The sequence below is a fragment of the Polymorphobacter fuscus genome, from assembly GCF_011927825.1.
Taxonomy (GTDB): Bacteria; Pseudomonadota; Alphaproteobacteria; order Sphingomonadales; family Sphingomonadaceae; genus Sandarakinorhabdus; species Sandarakinorhabdus fusca.
On the sequence record NZ_JAATJI010000001.1, the window covers coordinates 83,388 to 97,435 of the forward strand.

Below are 14,048 nucleotides of genomic sequence, written 5' to 3' on the forward strand. Positions count from 1 at the left end.
ACGGTCGGTCGGGTTCAGCGGACCGACGCGATCTGGTACAGGAAATCGACGAAACTCATCGTCGATCCGGCGAGACCCTGGACCTTGGGGTTGCTCGATTCGACGACGAAATATTCGTTCGGGGCATGGGCGCCGCTGCCGTGGCCGAGGCCGAACTGGCCGGCGGGCAGGCTGACCGGTGGCTGGGTGAAGACACTGCCGGGCCAGGAGCCGGCAAGGCGCGGGTTGAGTGTCTGCGGTACCCCGAAGCGCGAATAGACGGCCTGCTGGGCGCGGATGACGCGGCTGTCTTCGGCGGTTTCGGTGGGGTCGTAACCGCCCGAGACATTGACCTCGATATCGCCGAAGCCGCGCTTGGCGAGATGGGCGCGCAGCTTGGCTTCGGCCTCCTTGAAGGTCTGGTTGGGAACGAGGCGACATTCGAGCTTGGCTTCGGCCCGGCCCGGCAACACGGTCTTGCCGCCCTGGCCGGTATAGCCGGCGACCAGCCCCTGGATATTGACGGTCGGCTGCGATGCCAGGCGTTCGAGCGACGCCTGCCACGGCTCGTCGTTGATCCAGACCTTGACGCCCAGCGCCTTCTTGGCCTCGGCCTCGCTGTTGCCGGCGGCGGTCTGGGCGATGAGCTGCTTTTCGCGCGCCGTCAGCGGACGGACATTGTCGAACCAGCCGTCGATCGTCGGGGTATGGCCATCGGGGCTGACGAGGGTGTTGAGCGCCTGGACCAGATGCCAGGTCGGGCTGTCGACGCTGGCGTGATAGGAGGAATGGACGTCGCCGGCCGGGCCGCGGCCCCATTTGGCGCCAGTGGAAACAAGCTGGAACTCCATCGGGCCCTTGGCGCCCAGGTTGATCTGGACAGCGCCGTTGCTCGTTTGCCAGGCGCTGGGGATGACGACGCCTTCGCATGTCTTGAGCGCCTTGAGCACATCGGGCGTCTGGACGATCTGGTGAAAATTGGGGGAGGCGATTTCCTCCTCGCCTTCGGCCACCAGCACCAGATTGACCGGCAGCTTCCGGCCCGAGGCGCGAATGGCGTGGAGTGCGGCAAGAAACGCCGCTTCGGGGCCTTTCTGGTTGATGGCGCCGCGGCCGACGATGACCTTGCCGAAGCCGGGCTTGTCGGTCAGCACCGCGTCGAACGGCGGCGTGGTCCATTCGGCCGGGTTAACCTGCTTCACATCGTACATGAAATAGATGCCCATGGTCCGCGGCGCGCCGGCATCGAGCGTGGCGAAGATGCCCGGCTGCCCTTTGGTCGGAACCTTGCGGACTGTCTGGAAGCCGGCGTCCTTGAGCAGGCCCATGGTATAGTCGCAGGCGGCGTCCATCTGCCAGTTTTCGGCGGCGATGCCGGGGTGCTTGATCCAGTCCTGGATGCGCGCCGTGTTTTCGGGCAGCTGCTTGTCGACGGTGGCGCGGATGGCGGCCAGGTCGCCGCTGGCGGCGAGGGCCGCGCCGGGGCGGAACAGACCGCCGCCGATAAGTGCGGCACCGGCGAGCAGCGCGCGGCGGTCAGTGGTGAAATCAGTCATGCAGGGCCCCCAGATGCAAGCGCCGACTATCGGGACGCGATCCCTTGCTGTCCAGCCACTTGACGCGCGCATCGGCCATGCCGAAATCACCAGCCAGCGAACCGAAGGTGTCCAGCGATGAAGATTGTCCCGCCGACTGCGAAACCGCCCGCGCAGCCGATTACGCGTTATTCGGTGATCCGCGATGGCAGCCAGTGGCGGATCAACCTCGCCGGCGTCAATTACGGCTATTATGCCGACGCCGGCGACGCGACCCGTGTGGCAATCGAGACGGCACAAAAGGCGGGTGAGGCGGGGCACGCCACGCAGGTGCTGGTCGAAACGCTGCCGATGCAGTTCCGCATTGCGTGGACCTTCGGCGATGATCCGGGCGGCAAGGACGCAGCACCAGCGGGATAACGCGTTCAGGCCTGGCCGTGCGGCGGGATGTGCAGCCGGCGCATCTTTTCAATCAGGGTCGTGCGTTGCAGGCCGAGCCGTTTGGCAGAGGCGGCAATGGCGCCGCCCGAGGCTTGCAGCGCCTCGACGATATAGGCCTGTTCCATGCTCGACAGGATCGTCTTGAGGTCGATATTGCCCGCAGGCAGCATGCTTGGGAGCGGCGGAGGCGGCGGTGGCGGTGTGGTGCGGCGCGGTGTTGTCGGGCTGTCGCGGTGCAGCAGTCGTGTGGCGCGATCGGCGTCGATGCGGCCGCCGGGGTGATGTGCCTGAGCCCGCTCGACGAAATTCTTGAGTTCGCGGACGTTGCCAGGCCAGGGTTGGGCCATCAGCAACGCGAGCGCGTCATCGTCGAATGTCACCGCCGGGCCGGGCAACTGCGCGGTGAAATGTGCGACGAGGAGCGGGATGTCCTCCGGCCGGTCGGCAAGTGCCGGCATGACGAGGCGGATGACATCGAGCCGATAGAGAAGGTCACTGCGAAAAGCGCCGCGATCGATTGCGGCAAACAGGTTGATGCTGGTGGCGGCGCAAAGCCGGACATCGACGGCGATCGGCAACATGCTGCCGACGCGTTCGACCACGCGGGTCTCCAGGGCGCGCAGCAGCTTGGCCTGCATGGCCAGCGGCATGTCGCCGACCTCATCAAGGAACAGGGTGCCGCCATGCGCTGCCTCGAAGCGGCCGGCGCGCGCCTTGAGGGCGCCGGTGAAGGCCCCGGCCTCGTGTCCGAACATCTCGCTTTCCAGCAGGTCGGGCGCGACGGCGGCGCAATTCAGCGCGACAAAGGGATGCGCTGCGCGGCGGCTGCGCTGGTGCAGCAGCTGGGCCACGACGTCCTTGCCCGAGCCCGACGGGCCGGTGATGAGGACCGACGCATGCGAATCCGCGAGCGTTTCGATTTCGTTGCGAATATTGGCGATGGCGTTGCTGTTGCCGACAAGCGTCGCCAATTGCGTCGGAAATGTACCGTGCCTAGTCTTCATGATGGCGTCCGATTATTATAAATCAGTTGTTAACACGCGACCCGAAGCTTGCCATTCCTCTCCAACAGCTTGCAGTTCATAGTTCAGTAAAGGACGAACGAAGTCACATGGAAGTATCGCCGAAATGACAGTCGATCCCCGAGGCCATGCCGATGGTTGGAACCATAATGGACATTACGGATCGCCGCTGCGCGTCGTAAGGCCTGGCCGCAAATCGCCAAATGGGCATTCTGCGTCTGACATTTCGCTGCAAGTTGTTGAATCCTCTTCTATTTGCACAGCCGACTGCTGGTTGGTGGAAAGCGGCGATTTGGCGGCATTGGGACTGGACGATGTTATGGCATCCGGCCTGCCACTGGTTCTGAGCCTTGCCGATAATGATTCGCCGGTTTCGACCCCGTGGCTCGACGCGGCCGACGGGTTTGTCTTGCCGGGCGATGACGATGCGGTGCGGATGGCGGTGTTGCGCCGCGCGACGCGCCGGACCGATGGCTTTGCCGTCGCCGACATGTCGGACGGCACGGCGCGGACGATCAACGCGCTTTCGGCCGATGCCAGCCGGATCGCCGAGCAACTGGCCCGGCTGGCGGCGACGGAACGCGAGATGAGCCTCCCTGCGCGGGGTGTCGACGCGGCGCTGGTGCGGCGGATCATCAAGCTGCGCCGCGATCGCGACCGTTATTTTCCCGCCGAGATCTTTGCTGACCCGGCGTGGGACATGCTGCTCGACCTCGTCGCGGCACGGCTGGAAAGCAAAAGGGTGCCGGTGTCCAGCCTGTGCATCGCAGCGGCGGTGCCGACGACGACGGCGCTGCGCTGGGTGCGCAGCTTGACCGAAGCGGGGCTGTTCGAGCGCCACATTGACCCGGGCGACGCGCGCCGCAGCTATATCGACCTGTCGCACGACACGGTATCGGCGATGATGCAGTATCTGCGCGCGTTCAACGCGGCCTTTGCCATGCGCTAAAGCGCGCTCGGCCGCGCGCGCAGGGCGGCCAGCGCCGCCGGCGTGTCGATATCGTCGAAAATCCCATCGTCGGGCGCAGTGATTTCGGTCGGGGGCGTCGGCAAGGCGGCAATCAGGGCCTTGCCGCCGATATCGCCTTCCAGCGCCATCAGCGCCGCGAAATGCCGGCGCGACCAGCGCACCGGGTTGCCGCGCTTGCCGTCGCGAACCGGCAGCGCGACGTCGCCGGGGGCGGCGGCGAGGCTTCGCAGCGTTGCCGGATCGACGCGCGGCATGTCGCCGAGGCAGACCAGCGCCGCGTCCCATGCCGGTGGCACGGCGGCCAGCCCGGCGCGCAGCGAATGGGCGAGGCCGAGATCATGGTCATCGGCGAAGACGAAAATGGCATCGCGTCCGGAGAGTGCGGCACGCACCGCGTCGGCGCGCGTCCCGACGACGACGATGGGCGGCGGCAGCCCCGCGGCGGCGATCGCATCGACGACATGGGTGACCAGTGGCCGGCCCTGCCAGTCGGCGAGCAGCTTGTGATCCTGGCCCATGCGGCTGGAACGGCCGGCGGCGAGCACGATGGCGCCGGTGCAGCGCGGGGCGCCGGTGCGACCGGTGCGCGGTTCGGGGCGCTCGGCTTCCGGCAGCAGCCCGCCGATACCCAGCGCGGCAATGCTGGCGGCGGTGACCGGGAGACCGGCGGCAAGCGCCTCGATGACGAGGTCGAAGCCGTTGCGCTTCGGACTGCGGGCACAGCCGGGCAGGCCGATGACGGGGCGCCCATCGAGGCTGCCGAGACACAGGAGATTGCCGGGGTCGACCGGCATGCCAAGCCGCTCAACCTCCCCGCCGGCGCGGACGATGGCGGCGGGAATGACATCGCCGCGGTCGACCGTGGCGGAGGCGCCGGCGACGAGCAGCAAGTCACCGGGGGCATGGCGCAGCGCGGCGGCGAGGGCGGTGGCATCATGGGCGCAACGGTCGACCTCGGTCAGCGTGCCACCCAGCGCGACGATCCGATCGGCTGTCACCCGCGCGGTCTTGGCGAGCATCTTGGCCGACAGGCCGGGCAGGCGGGTCTGGATGAGCGTTGCGGCAAGCGGGCGAAAGCCGGCGACGGCGATCGGTGTCGCGCTGGCCAGTGCGGCGCCGAGGTCGGCCGCGCCGACGGCATAGGGAATGACCTTGATCGTCGCGACGATCTCGCCCGCGGCAACGCGGGTATCGGGCGCCAGCGTCGCCAGCGTCAGGGCCTCGGTGCCGGCATTGACAGCGGCGACCATGGCGCCATCGATACGGCACAACCCGGCGTGGGTGGCGGCGATGTTGACGCGGCCGTGGCTGGCGGCGAGCGCACGGCAACCGGCGCCGGCGAGTGCTGCGGCGAGGCGGGTGGCGGCCGCATCCTCCCCCACATCATCGGCGGCGAGGCAGGCGATGGTCAGTTCGGCAATGCCGGCGGCGCGGGCGGCGGCGATATCGGCCTCCGACAGGATGCGACCCTTGGCCCAGCGGGCGCTGCCCAGGCGGCGCGAATGGGCAAGAATGCCGCCGACGGCCGCGTCGATGGCAGTGCTGGCGAAGATCATGCAGCGGCGGCCGCGACCTTGCCGGGATGGACCGCGCGCCAGCTGGCGGTCAGTTGCGCAGCGATGCTGAGCGCGATTTCGGCCGGGTCGGCAGCGCCGATATCGAGCCCGGCCGGCCCATGGATGCGCGCCAGGGCGGCGGTGTCGTACCCCATTGTCGCCAGCCGTTCGCAGCGGCGGGCGTGGTTTTTCCGGCTGCCCAGCGCCGCGATATAGAAGGCCGGCGAATCAAGCGCTGCCGCTAGCGCGACATCGTCGAGCTTTGGATCATGCGTCAGCGCGACGACGGCGCTGGCGGCGTTGGGGCGCCATTCGGCGAGCGCCTCGTCAGGCCAGCGACGATCGAGATCGAGGCCGGCAAAGCGGGCATCGGCAGCGAACAGCCCGCGCGGATCGATGACGGTGACAGCGATGCCAAGGCCTTGCGCCAGTGGCACAAGCGCCTGGGCGATGTGGACGGCACCGATGATCGCCAGCCGGCGCGGTGGCGGCCAATGGAACAACAGTTCGCCGGTGCTGTCGGTGCGGGTCACACCGCTGGCAAGGTCGATGGCGAGCGTGACGTCATCGCCGGCGGCAGCGGCCGCGGACAGGCGATCGATGACGGTGATCGGAAAGCCGGTATCGGCAAGTGGTTGCACCAGGACGCTGATGCGGCCGCCGCAGGCAAGGCCGACCTGCCAGGCGGTTTCGTCGGCGACGCCATAGTCGAGCCGCCGGGCTGGAGTGCCTTCGGCGAGCAGCGCCCGGGCTTCGGTGATGACATCGCCTTCGACGCAACCGCCGCTCACCGATCCTTCGAAAAGGCCATCGTCGCGGATGACCAGGATGCTGCCGCGACGCCGCGGCGCCGACCCCCAGGTTTCGATGACCGTGGCGATGGCGACGCGATGCCCCGCCTGCTGCCAGCCGGCGGCGGTGCGCAGCGTGGCAAGGTCGTCGCCAACGGGTGTCACCATGTCACGACCATTGCCAGAGCAGGAATGCGAGGACGACAAGGACCAGGCCACCACCCCAGACATAGGGCGACAGGCCGGTTGCCGGGATCGCAGCCGGCGAGATGACCACAGGCTCGGGCGGCGGCGTCGGCGCCTCGGCGGTTGCCGGCGGCGTTTCCAGCTCGGATTTCAATCGGGCAAAGAAGGTGTCGGCATAGCCCTTGGCGGCGCCCTCGATGAGCCGCGCGCCAAGCTGGGCCAGCTTGCCGCCGACGCTGGACGTGACCTGATAGGCGAGCAATGTGGTTTCGGCGGCTGCTTCGGTGAGCGAGACGCGCGCCTGTCCCTTGGCAAAGCCAGCAACGCCGCCCTTGCCTTCGCCGGTGAGGATATAGGATTGCGGCGCGTCGACATCCGAGATGGCGACATGGCCGGTGAAGGTGGCGCGCACCGGGCCGACGCGGGCATTCATCCGGCCTTCGAAGCGTTCGCCGGCATCGGTTGCGACACGGTCCAGGCTTTCGACGCCATCGATGCAGCGCGCCAGCACGGCCGGATCGTTGAGCGCCGCCCAGACCCGTGCCCGCGGTGCGGCGATGCTGACCTCTCCGTTGAGTTCCATGCGTGATATGGCCTTTCGCGTCGTCGTGCGGCCTTGGTCTTAGCTGTGCGCGGGAAATGTGGCCAGAGTCGGCGACGGATGTGGAACAAACAGCACACACCATGTTGCAACAATGGGCCTATCCATGGTCTAGTCAGTATCGCCGCCGTGTTACACAGTGGCAATCGCTGTGTTCCGTGGTGGAGTGCGTAAGGGGGACGTGATGAGCGAGGCCGGGGGGGGGCTTGATGTCGGCGCCGATATGGGTGCCGCTGTCCGGTCACCGGACGAAGAGATAATTGTTGCCGGACGGGTCAAATGGTTCGACCCGGTGCGCGGCTATGGCTTTCTCGTGCCCGCCGATGGCCAGGGCAAGGATGTGCTGCTGCATTTTTCGGTGGTCAGCGAAGCCGGTCGCCGCACCCTTCCGGAGGGTGCGTCGCTGACCTGTGCCGTGGTGGCACGCGACCGTGGTCGCCAGGCCCGGCGCATCCTGAGCATGGACCTGACGACTGCGATCGGCCCCGATCCGGAAAGCGCCGCGGCGCGTGCCGCCGATCGCACCGATCCGCGATCGATGGTCGCCGCCGCCGGGCCGTTCGAACCGGTGCTGGTAAAGTGGTTCAACCGGTTGAAAGGCTATGGTTTTGTCGTGCGGCCGGATTCGGCCGAGGATATTTTCGTGCATATGGAGACCGTCCGTCGGGCCGGGCTGGTGGAGCTGACTCCGGGCCAGCCGCTGCGCGCACGCGTCGCGCCGGGACACAAGGGGCCCCTTGCCGTGCTCATCGAAGCCGAGGCCGGAATCGACAGTCCCGATTGACCGCGGCATAGTCGCCGCCATGAAGACATGCCTTGTTCTGGCGGCGCTGATCGTTGCCGTTCCCGCCGCCGCCGCGCCGGCGGACTGCCCCAACCAGGGGCTGTCGCGCGTGCCCGTGACCTTCACGACAGCCAAGGGGCGCTTTGCCTACAAGCTGGAAGTGGCGGCGACGCCGGCCCAGCAGCAGTGCGGCCTGATGTTCCGCCGTGCCATGCCGCGCAAGGTCGGCATGGTGTTCCCGTTCGAACCGCCGCGCCCGGCGTCGTTCTGGATGGAAAACACGCCGCTGCCGCTCGACCTGGTGTTCGTGGGGCCCGATTCCCGCGTGGTCAGCATCGGCAACGGGGTGCCCTTTTCGCGCACGCTGATCGATTCGGGTGGTGTCACGGCGCGGGTCATCGAACTCAACGCCGGCGAGGCGGAACGGATCGGCCTGAAACCGGGCGACAAGGTGGCGGGTTGAGGCTGGGCCGGGAGGCGGCAGCGGACTTGCGCTTTTGTCGCCGTTGGAGTGTAGGAAGCCGATGGAACTGCTGAACAGGATTTTCACCTGGTGGAACGGGCCGGGGCTCGGCACGCGCATCATGACGCGCCGCACCGGCCGTGAAGTCGGTCGCGACAGCGAAGGCAATATCTATTATCGTAGCGGCACCGGGCGGGCGGAGCGTCGCTGGGTGATTTACAACGGCACGCCGGAAGCGACGCGGATCCCGCCCGAATGGCATTTGTGGATGCACAAGACGGTGGCGCTGCCGCCGTCCGAAGCACCCGCAACGCCGCGGGTGTGGGAACGGCCGTGGACGCCCAATGCGACGGGCACCGCCGCGGCGCACGTCCCGTCGGGCAGTCTCGATGTGGGCGGCAAGCGCGCGCGGACGACTGGCGATTATCGCGCCTGGAGCCCTGGTGATCCCAGCCCCGATGCAGGGAGCCGTTGATGCGCGCACTGTTCAAGGAAAATGTCGTCGAGGCGGTGATCGGGCTCGTCGTCGTCATCGTCGCGATCGGCTTTGTGGTGTTTGCCTATGGCCGCACCCAGGCCGGCGGCACGGCCGATGGCTATGTCGTCAAGGCACGTTTCACCAATGTCGCCGGGGTTTCGCCTGGCACCGACGTGCGGATGGCGGGCATTCGCGTCGGCAAGGTGGCGGCGCAGAGCCTCGATCCGTCGAGCTTCCAGGCGGTGCTCGACCTGTCGATCGACAAGGGGTTGAAACTGCCCGTTGATTCGAGTGCGGCCATCACCACCGAAGGCATTTTGGGCGGCACCTTCATCGCGCTGACGCCAGGCGGCGACGAAATGATGCTGAAGCCGGGCGAGGAAATCATCGAAACCTCGGGGGCGACCGACCTGATGGCGTTGATCGGGGGCTTCGTCAACAAATCGGGCGGCGACGCGCCGGCGGCGGCGCCGGCAACCGAGCCGGCCGCGGGGGCACCGACGAAATAGCATGGCAAGGAAGTCTGCCACGGCGGCGATGATCGCCGTGCTGCTGGCCGCGCCGGCAGTTGCACAGGCGCCGCGGCCGCAGGCTGCGGATACCAGCGCCCCGCCGGCGACGGCAGTCGCCCAGCCGCCGGCAAATCCCACGAAACGCGGGGCGGGCCTGACCCCCAACGCCGAGCGTGTCGTCACCATCGGCGCCATCGACAAGCGCACCGGCGAAAACCGCAGCTTTGTCGGCAACCCCGGCCAAATGTTCGATTTCGGCGCGCTGCGCGTCATTGTGCGCACCTGCGAGACGACCCCGCCGTGGGAGCAGAAACTGACCGGTGCCTTTCTGCTGATCGACGAGCGCATCGGGCGCGCCGCACCCAAGCGCATCTATTCAGGCTGGATGTTTGCCGAAAGCCCGTCGCTGCATCCGCTCGAACATGCGCGCTATGACATCTGGGTCAAAAGCTGCACGATGCGGTTTCCCGAAACCGGCCCCGATACGGTGACCGCGGGCAGCGTCGGCGGCGCCGCGAGAGGCGAGGCGGCGAAACCGTCGAACGCGAAAAAGTCCGCTGTCACGCCCAGCGCCGAGCCCAACTGACCGCGATAGGTGCGCGCTGTAATCTCGCGCGCCCCGAAAGTGGCGAGGTGATCGGTGAGGAACTGGGTGTCGAGCAACGTGAAGCCGCCGACCCGCAGCCGCGCCACCAGCGCCGCCAGCGCGCATTTGGAGGCGTCGCGGACGCGGGTGAACATGCTTTCCCCGAAAAAGGCGCCGCCCAGTCGGACACCATAGAGGCCGCCGGCCAACGCGCCGTCCGCCGTCCATGCCTCGATCGAATGGGCGTGTCCGCTGGTGTGGAGCGTGCGATAGGCCTCCGCAATCAGCGGGTTGATCCAGGTATCGGTGCGGTCCGGCACCGGTTCGGCACAGCCGTCGAGGACTTCGTCGAACGCCCTGTCGGCCGTCAGGGTGAAGCGTTCCGATTTCAACGTCTTGGCGAGGCTTTTCGACAGGTGGAAGCCGTCGAGCGGCAGCACGCCGCGGCGCTTCGGTTCGACCCAGAACACGTCCTTGGCCGTGGCGCTGTCGGCCATCGGAAAAATGCCGCTGGCATAGGCGCGCAGCAGGGTTTCCGGCGCCAGGCGCGTTTTGAGCATTTGGGTCAACGGCAGCGACTCCCCGACGCGGCGCCTTTTCTCAAATGCCGCAAGCGCGCGAACGGCGCCAGTGGCATGTGTTGACGATCCGGCTTCGCGATGGCCGCGTCAGCCTTCGCCGGCACGCGAGGCCAGCCAGCGCTCCAGCCATTTGATCGAATAATTGCCATCGATGAAGTCGGGGGCTTCGATGATCGCCTGCTGCAGCGGAATGGTTGTCTTCGGCCCATGGATGACGAATTCCTCCAGAGCACGCCGCAGGCGCATCAAGGCGTCGTTGCGATTGGCGCCGTAGACGATCAGCTTGGCGATGAGCGAATCATAATAGGGCGGGATGCGATAGCCATCGTACAGCGCCGAATCGACGCGGACATGCAGGCCGCCGGGTGCATGGAAGTCGGTGACCCGGCCGGGCGATGGCGCGAAGGTCAACGGATCTTCGGCGTTGATCCGGCATTCGATGGCATGGCCTTCGAAACGGATCTGGTCCTGGGTGACGCTCAGCGGCAGGCCGGCCGCGATGCGGATCTGTTCGCGGACGAGGTCGAGGCCGGTGACGGCCTCGGTCACCGGATGTTCGACCTGCAGCCGGGTGTTCATCTCGATGAAGTAGAATTTGCCGTCCTCGTAGAGGAATTCCATGGTACCGGCGCCGCGATATTTCAGCTTGGCGACGGCCTGGCGGACGATCTCGCCCATTTCGGCGCGCTGATCGGCATTAAGCGCGGGCGAAGGCGCCTCTTCGAGGACTTTCTGGTGGCGGCGTTGCAACGAGCAATCGCGTTCGCCCAGATGGACGGCACCGCCCTTGCCGTCGCCGAAAACCTGGAATTCGATGTGACGCGGTTCGGACAGATATTTTTCGATATAGACGGTGTCGTCGCCAAAGGCCGCCTTGGCTTCGGACTTGGCCTGCTGGACGAGGCCGGGCAGCGACGCGGCATCGTGGATGACCTTCATGCCGCGGCCACCACCGCCCGACGCCGCCTTGACCAGCACCGGATAGCCGATGGCGTCAGCAACCTTGATGGCTTCCTCGGTCGAGGTGATCGGGCCGTCGGAGCCGGGGACGAGCGGCAGGCCGAGCATGGCAGCAGTGCGCTTGGCCTCGATCTTGTCGCCCATCTTGCGGATATGTTCCGGATCGGGGCCGATCCAGACGATCTTGTGCTGCTCGACGATCTCGGCGAAGCGCGCATTTTCGCTGAGAAAGCCATAACCCGGGTGGATGGCATCGGCCTGGGCAATCTCGGCCGCCGAAATGATCGCCGGGATGTTGAGGTAGCTGTCGGTTGCCGAGGCCGGCCCGATGCAGATCGCTTCATCGGCCAGGCGCACGTGCATGGCATCGGCGTCGGCGGTCGAATGGACCGCGACGGTGCGAATGCCCATTTCGCGGCAGGCGCGATGGACGCGCAGAGCAATTTCGCCGCGGTTGGCGATCAGGACCTTTCCGAACATGGCCATTATTCGATCACGACCAATGGTTCGTCATATTCGACAGGCTGCTCGCTGCGGATGAGGACCTTGACGACCTTGCCCGATTTGGGCGCGGTGATCGGGTTCATCACCTTCATCGCCTCGATGATGAGCAGCGTTGCGCCCGCCACGACGCTGGCGCCTTCGGCGACGAACGGGGGCGCGCCGGGCTCCGGGGTCAGATAGGCAGTGCCGACAATCGGCGACTTGACGAGGCCGGGATGGGATTTCCAGTCATCGGCGGCAGGCGCGGCCGGGGCCGCAGCGGCGGCCGCCGCAGGTGCTGGTGCCGGACCCCAGTTGGGCGCCGGTGCGAAACCCTGGGTCACGGCGGCAGCAGTGCGCGCCACGCGGATGGTGCGATCGCCGTCCTTGACTTCTATCTCGGTCAGGTGGCTCGATTCAAGCAGCTCGGCCAGTTCGCGGACGAGCGCAGTATCAACCTGAATTCCACTGCCTTCTGGCATGATTATTCCTAAGTGAGAGCCCCGGAAGAAACGCTATTGCCGCAACTGCGCCGCCGCGTCCAGCGCCAGGGCGTAGGAGCGGGCGCCGAAGCCGCTGATGGTGCCGCGCGCGACGGCGCTGATGAAGCTGCGATGGCGGAAACGTTCGCGCGCGTGCGGGTTGGACAGATGCACTTCGATGACCGGGACCGGGATGGCCTTGATGGCATCATGCAGTGCAATCGAGCTATGCGTCAACGCGCCCGCATTGAGGATGACGGCGAGGCACTGGCGTGACCCGGCCTCGTGCAGCCAGTCGACGAGATGGCCTTCGTGGTTGGACTGGCGCAGGTCGATCTCCAGGCCCAGCGCGGCCGCCTGATCCTCGAGCATCATGGCGATGCTGTCGAGCGTGTCATGGCCATAAATCTCGGGTTCCCGGCTGCCCAGAAGATTGAGGTTGGGGCCGTTGAGGACGAGGATCAGGTTGGACGACATGACGCGATTATAGCCGCGGGTGCGGCAAATGCCACGCGAAGTCTTCCAAGCGCGGCTGGCATCTCCCATATGGCAGGAATGATCAGCCTCACGCTCAACGGTGCCATGCACCGCGTTTCCAGCGGCACCAGCATTGCCGCGCTGCTCGACCAGCTGGCGCTGGATGCGACCAAAGTGGCGGTGGAGCGCAATCTCGAGATCGTGCCGCGGTCGACCTTCGGCACGGTGACGCTTGGAGAAGGCGATCGGCTGGAGATCGTGCATTTTGTCGGCGGTGGGCAGGGCGAAGCGGACAGCTGGTCGGTCGCCGGGCGGACCTTCGGGTCGCGGTTGATCGTCGGGACCGGCAAGTACAGGGACTTTGCGCAGAATGCCGCGGCGGTGGAGGCGTCGGGCGCCGAAATCGTGACGGTTGCGGTGCGGCGGGTCAATGTCATGGACAAGGGCCAGCCGATGCTGACCGATTTCATCGACCCCAAGAAATACACCTATCTGCCCAACACCGCCGGGTGTTTTACCGGCGACGATGCCGTGCGCACGCTGCGGCTGGCGCGCGAGGCCGGTGGGTGGAACTTGGTCAAGCTGGAGGTGCTGGGTGAAGCGCGGACATTGTATCCGGACATGGCCGAGACGCTGAAAGCCACCGAAGTGCTGGTCAAGGACGGCTTCGACGTGATGGTTTACTGCGCCGACGATCCGATCGCTGCAAAAAGGCTGGAGGATCTGGGGGCGTGCGCGATCATGCCGCTCGGCAGCCTGATCGGATCGGGCCTGGGTGTGCAGAACCCGGTGACCATCCGCATGATCGTGGAGGGGGCCGGCGTGCCGGTGCTGGTCGATGCCGGCGTCGGCACCGCGTCGGACGCAGCGGCGGCGATGGAACTGGGCTGCGCCGGCGTGTTGATGAACACGGCGATTGCCGAGGCGAAGGACCCGGTCCGCATGGCGCGCGCGATGAAGCTGGGCGTCGAAAGTGGCCGGCTGGCGTATCTGGCAGGGCGGATGGGCAAGCGGCGTTATGCCGACCCGTCGAGCCCCTTGGCAGGCCTGATCTGAACCTCTCATATTTGGCAGGCGATTGCCGGCAGACCTGGCTGCGCCTTCGCTTGATCGCCTTCGCACGCCCGTGGTAATCATTTCACGTTCGTAAACACAGGCGCG

16 protein-coding genes and 1 pseudogene are annotated in these 14,048 nt (G+C 66.7%); 8 read left to right on the forward strand and 9 right to left on the reverse strand.

What is annotated here, in order from left to right; translation table 11 throughout:
- Window positions 1–14: 14 nt before the first annotated feature.
- Window positions 15–1,535, reverse strand: coding sequence for a M20/M25/M40 family metallo-hydrolase (locus GGQ62_RS00410; protein ID WP_167649414.1), 1,521 nt, complete (start codon window positions 1,533–1,535; stop codon window positions 15–17).
- Window positions 1,536–1,652: 117 nt separating this feature from the next.
- On the opposite strand from GGQ62_RS00410, the gene GGQ62_RS00415 reads away from it, so the two are divergent.
- On the forward strand, window positions 1,653–1,934 hold the full coding sequence (locus GGQ62_RS00415; protein ID WP_152577002.1) for a DUF2188 domain-containing protein: 282 nt from the start codon (window positions 1,653–1,655) through the stop codon (window positions 1,932–1,934).
- A gap of 5 nt (window positions 1,935–1,939) precedes the next feature.
- Here the strand turns inward: GGQ62_RS00415 and GGQ62_RS00420 are convergent, their stop codons facing one another.
- Window positions 1,940–2,959, reverse strand: coding sequence for a sigma-54 interaction domain-containing protein (locus tag GGQ62_RS00420; protein ID WP_152577001.1), 1,020 nt, complete (start codon window positions 2,957–2,959; stop codon window positions 1,940–1,942).
- Between the two features lie 337 nt (window positions 2,960–3,296).
- Here GGQ62_RS00420 and GGQ62_RS00425 point away from each other — a divergent pair, with 337 nt between their 5' ends.
- On the forward strand, window positions 3,297–3,926 hold the full coding sequence (locus GGQ62_RS00425) for a hypothetical protein (protein ID WP_152577000.1): 630 nt from the start codon (window positions 3,297–3,299) through the stop codon (window positions 3,924–3,926).
- Here the strand turns inward: GGQ62_RS00425 and GGQ62_RS16520 are convergent.
- Genes GGQ62_RS16520 through GGQ62_RS00440 form a run of 3 tightly spaced genes read right to left on the reverse strand, consistent with a single transcriptional unit; the run spans window position 3,923 to window position 7,063 of the window.
- Complete coding sequence (locus tag GGQ62_RS16520; protein WP_152576999.1) at window positions 3,923–5,503, reverse strand: NTP transferase domain-containing protein; 1,581 nt, start codon at window positions 5,501–5,503, stop codon at window positions 3,923–3,925. The genes GGQ62_RS00425 and GGQ62_RS16520 overlap by 4 nt on opposite strands.
- Complete coding sequence (locus GGQ62_RS00435; protein ID WP_152576998.1) at window positions 5,500–6,462, reverse strand: XdhC family protein; 963 nt, start codon at window positions 6,460–6,462, stop codon at window positions 5,500–5,502. Before GGQ62_RS00435 ends, GGQ62_RS16520 begins: the two co-directional genes overlap by 4 nt.
- 1 nt (window position 6,463) lies before the next feature.
- Window positions 6,464–7,063 carry an SRPBCC family protein gene (locus tag GGQ62_RS00440; protein WP_152576997.1) on the reverse strand — a complete coding sequence of 200 codons (600 nt, stop codon included), beginning with the start codon at window positions 7,061–7,063 and terminating at the stop codon, window positions 6,464–6,466.
- Between the two features lie 202 nt (window positions 7,064–7,265).
- On the opposite strand from GGQ62_RS00440, the gene GGQ62_RS00445 reads away from it, so the two are divergent.
- The 5 genes and pseudogenes from GGQ62_RS00445 to GGQ62_RS16155 all read left to right on the forward strand — a co-directional run.
- Window positions 7,266–7,865 (forward strand): cold-shock protein, encoded by a 600-nt coding sequence (locus tag GGQ62_RS00445; protein ID WP_243445992.1) that lies wholly within the window; start codon window positions 7,266–7,268, stop codon window positions 7,863–7,865.
- 19 nt (window positions 7,866–7,884) lie between these two features.
- Entirely contained in the window at window positions 7,885–8,328 is a 444-nt protein-coding gene (locus tag GGQ62_RS00450; RefSeq protein ID WP_152576996.1) for a DUF192 domain-containing protein, read from the forward strand.
- A gap of 61 nt (window positions 8,329–8,389) precedes the next feature.
- Window positions 8,390–8,803, forward strand: a complete 414-nt coding sequence (locus GGQ62_RS00455; RefSeq protein WP_152576995.1) for an NADH:ubiquinone oxidoreductase subunit NDUFA12 — start codon at window positions 8,390–8,392, stop codon at window positions 8,801–8,803.
- Window positions 8,803–9,315 (forward strand): outer membrane lipid asymmetry maintenance protein MlaD, encoded by a 513-nt coding sequence (gene mlaD / locus GGQ62_RS00460; protein WP_152576994.1) that lies wholly within the window; start codon window positions 8,803–8,805, stop codon window positions 9,313–9,315. The genes GGQ62_RS00455 and mlaD overlap by 1 nt, the downstream gene beginning before the upstream one ends.
- 247 nt (window positions 9,316–9,562) lie before the next feature.
- A pseudogene (locus tag GGQ62_RS16155) lies at window positions 9,563–9,712 on the forward strand (DUF2155 domain-containing protein); the annotation flags it as partial.
- Between the two features lie 35 nt (window positions 9,713–9,747).
- Here GGQ62_RS16155 and aat read toward each other — a convergent pair.
- From aat to aroQ, 4 genes are all read right to left on the reverse strand, one after another.
- Entirely contained in the window at window positions 9,748–10,464 is a 717-nt protein-coding gene (gene aat / locus GGQ62_RS00465) for a leucyl/phenylalanyl-tRNA--protein transferase (RefSeq protein WP_152577107.1), read from the reverse strand.
- Window positions 10,465–10,572: 108 nt separating this feature from the next.
- Window positions 10,573–11,925, reverse strand: a complete 1,353-nt coding sequence (gene accC / locus GGQ62_RS00470; RefSeq protein ID WP_424022211.1) for an acetyl-CoA carboxylase biotin carboxylase subunit — start codon at window positions 11,923–11,925, stop codon at window positions 10,573–10,575.
- A gap of 5 nt (window positions 11,926–11,930) precedes the next feature.
- Window positions 11,931–12,410, reverse strand: a complete 480-nt coding sequence (gene accB / locus GGQ62_RS00475; protein ID WP_152576991.1) for an acetyl-CoA carboxylase biotin carboxyl carrier protein — start codon at window positions 12,408–12,410, stop codon at window positions 11,931–11,933.
- Window positions 12,411–12,443: 33 nt separating this feature from the next.
- Window positions 12,444–12,887: a type II 3-dehydroquinate dehydratase gene (gene aroQ, locus GGQ62_RS00480; RefSeq protein ID WP_152576990.1), complete on the reverse strand. Its 444-nt coding sequence runs from the start codon at window positions 12,885–12,887 to the stop codon at window positions 12,444–12,446.
- Between the two features lie 78 nt (window positions 12,888–12,965).
- Between aroQ and thiS the strand changes: the two genes are divergently transcribed.
- On the forward strand, window positions 12,966–13,943 hold the full coding sequence (gene thiS, locus GGQ62_RS00485; RefSeq protein ID WP_152576989.1) for a sulfur carrier protein ThiS: 978 nt from the start codon (window positions 12,966–12,968) through the stop codon (window positions 13,941–13,943).
- Window positions 13,944–14,048 lie beyond the last annotated feature (105 nt).

What these genes read in the sequence shown, in the direction of transcription:
- GGQ62_RS00410 (WP_167649414.1), bottom strand. Translation starts at nt 1,535, where the DNA reads ATGACTGATTTCACCACTGACCGCCGCGCGCTGCTCGCCGGTGCCGCA.
- GGQ62_RS00415 (WP_152577002.1), top strand. Translation starts at nt 1,653, where the DNA reads ATGAAGATTGTCCCGCCGACTGCGAAACCGCCCGCGCAGCCGATTACG.
- GGQ62_RS00420 (WP_152577001.1), bottom strand. Translation starts at nt 2,959, where the DNA reads ATGAAGACTAGGCACGGTACATTTCCGACGCAATTGGCGACGCTTGTC.
- GGQ62_RS00425 (WP_152577000.1), top strand. Translation starts at nt 3,297, where the DNA reads ATGGCATCCGGCCTGCCACTGGTTCTGAGCCTTGCCGATAATGATTCG.
- GGQ62_RS16520 (WP_152576999.1), bottom strand. Translation starts at nt 5,503, where the DNA reads ATGATCTTCGCCAGCACTGCCATCGACGCGGCCGTCGGCGGCATTCTT.
- GGQ62_RS00435 (WP_152576998.1), bottom strand. Translation starts at nt 6,462, where the DNA reads ATGGTGACACCCGTTGGCGACGACCTTGCCACGCTGCGCACCGCCGCC.
- GGQ62_RS00440 (WP_152576997.1), bottom strand. Translation starts at nt 7,063, where the DNA reads ATGGAACTCAACGGAGAGGTCAGCATCGCCGCACCGCGGGCACGGGTC.
- GGQ62_RS00445 (WP_243445992.1), top strand. Translation starts at nt 7,266, where the DNA reads ATGAGCGAGGCCGGGGGGGGGCTTGATGTCGGCGCCGATATGGGTGCC.
- GGQ62_RS00450 (WP_152576996.1), top strand. Translation starts at nt 7,885, where the DNA reads ATGAAGACATGCCTTGTTCTGGCGGCGCTGATCGTTGCCGTTCCCGCC.
- GGQ62_RS00455 (WP_152576995.1), top strand. Translation starts at nt 8,390, where the DNA reads ATGGAACTGCTGAACAGGATTTTCACCTGGTGGAACGGGCCGGGGCTC.
- mlaD (WP_152576994.1), top strand. Translation starts at nt 8,803, where the DNA reads ATGCGCGCACTGTTCAAGGAAAATGTCGTCGAGGCGGTGATCGGGCTC.
- aat (WP_152577107.1), bottom strand. Translation starts at nt 10,464, where the DNA reads ATGCTCAAAACGCGCCTGGCGCCGGAAACCCTGCTGCGCGCCTATGCC.
- accC (WP_424022211.1), bottom strand. Translation starts at nt 11,925, where the DNA reads ATGTTCGGAAAGGTCCTGATCGCCAACCGCGGCGAAATTGCTCTGCGC.
- accB (WP_152576991.1), bottom strand. Translation starts at nt 12,410, where the DNA reads ATGCCAGAAGGCAGTGGAATTCAGGTTGATACTGCGCTCGTCCGCGAA.
- aroQ (WP_152576990.1), bottom strand. Translation starts at nt 12,887, where the DNA reads ATGTCGTCCAACCTGATCCTCGTCCTCAACGGCCCCAACCTCAATCTT.
- thiS (WP_152576989.1), top strand. Translation starts at nt 12,966, where the DNA reads ATGATCAGCCTCACGCTCAACGGTGCCATGCACCGCGTTTCCAGCGGC.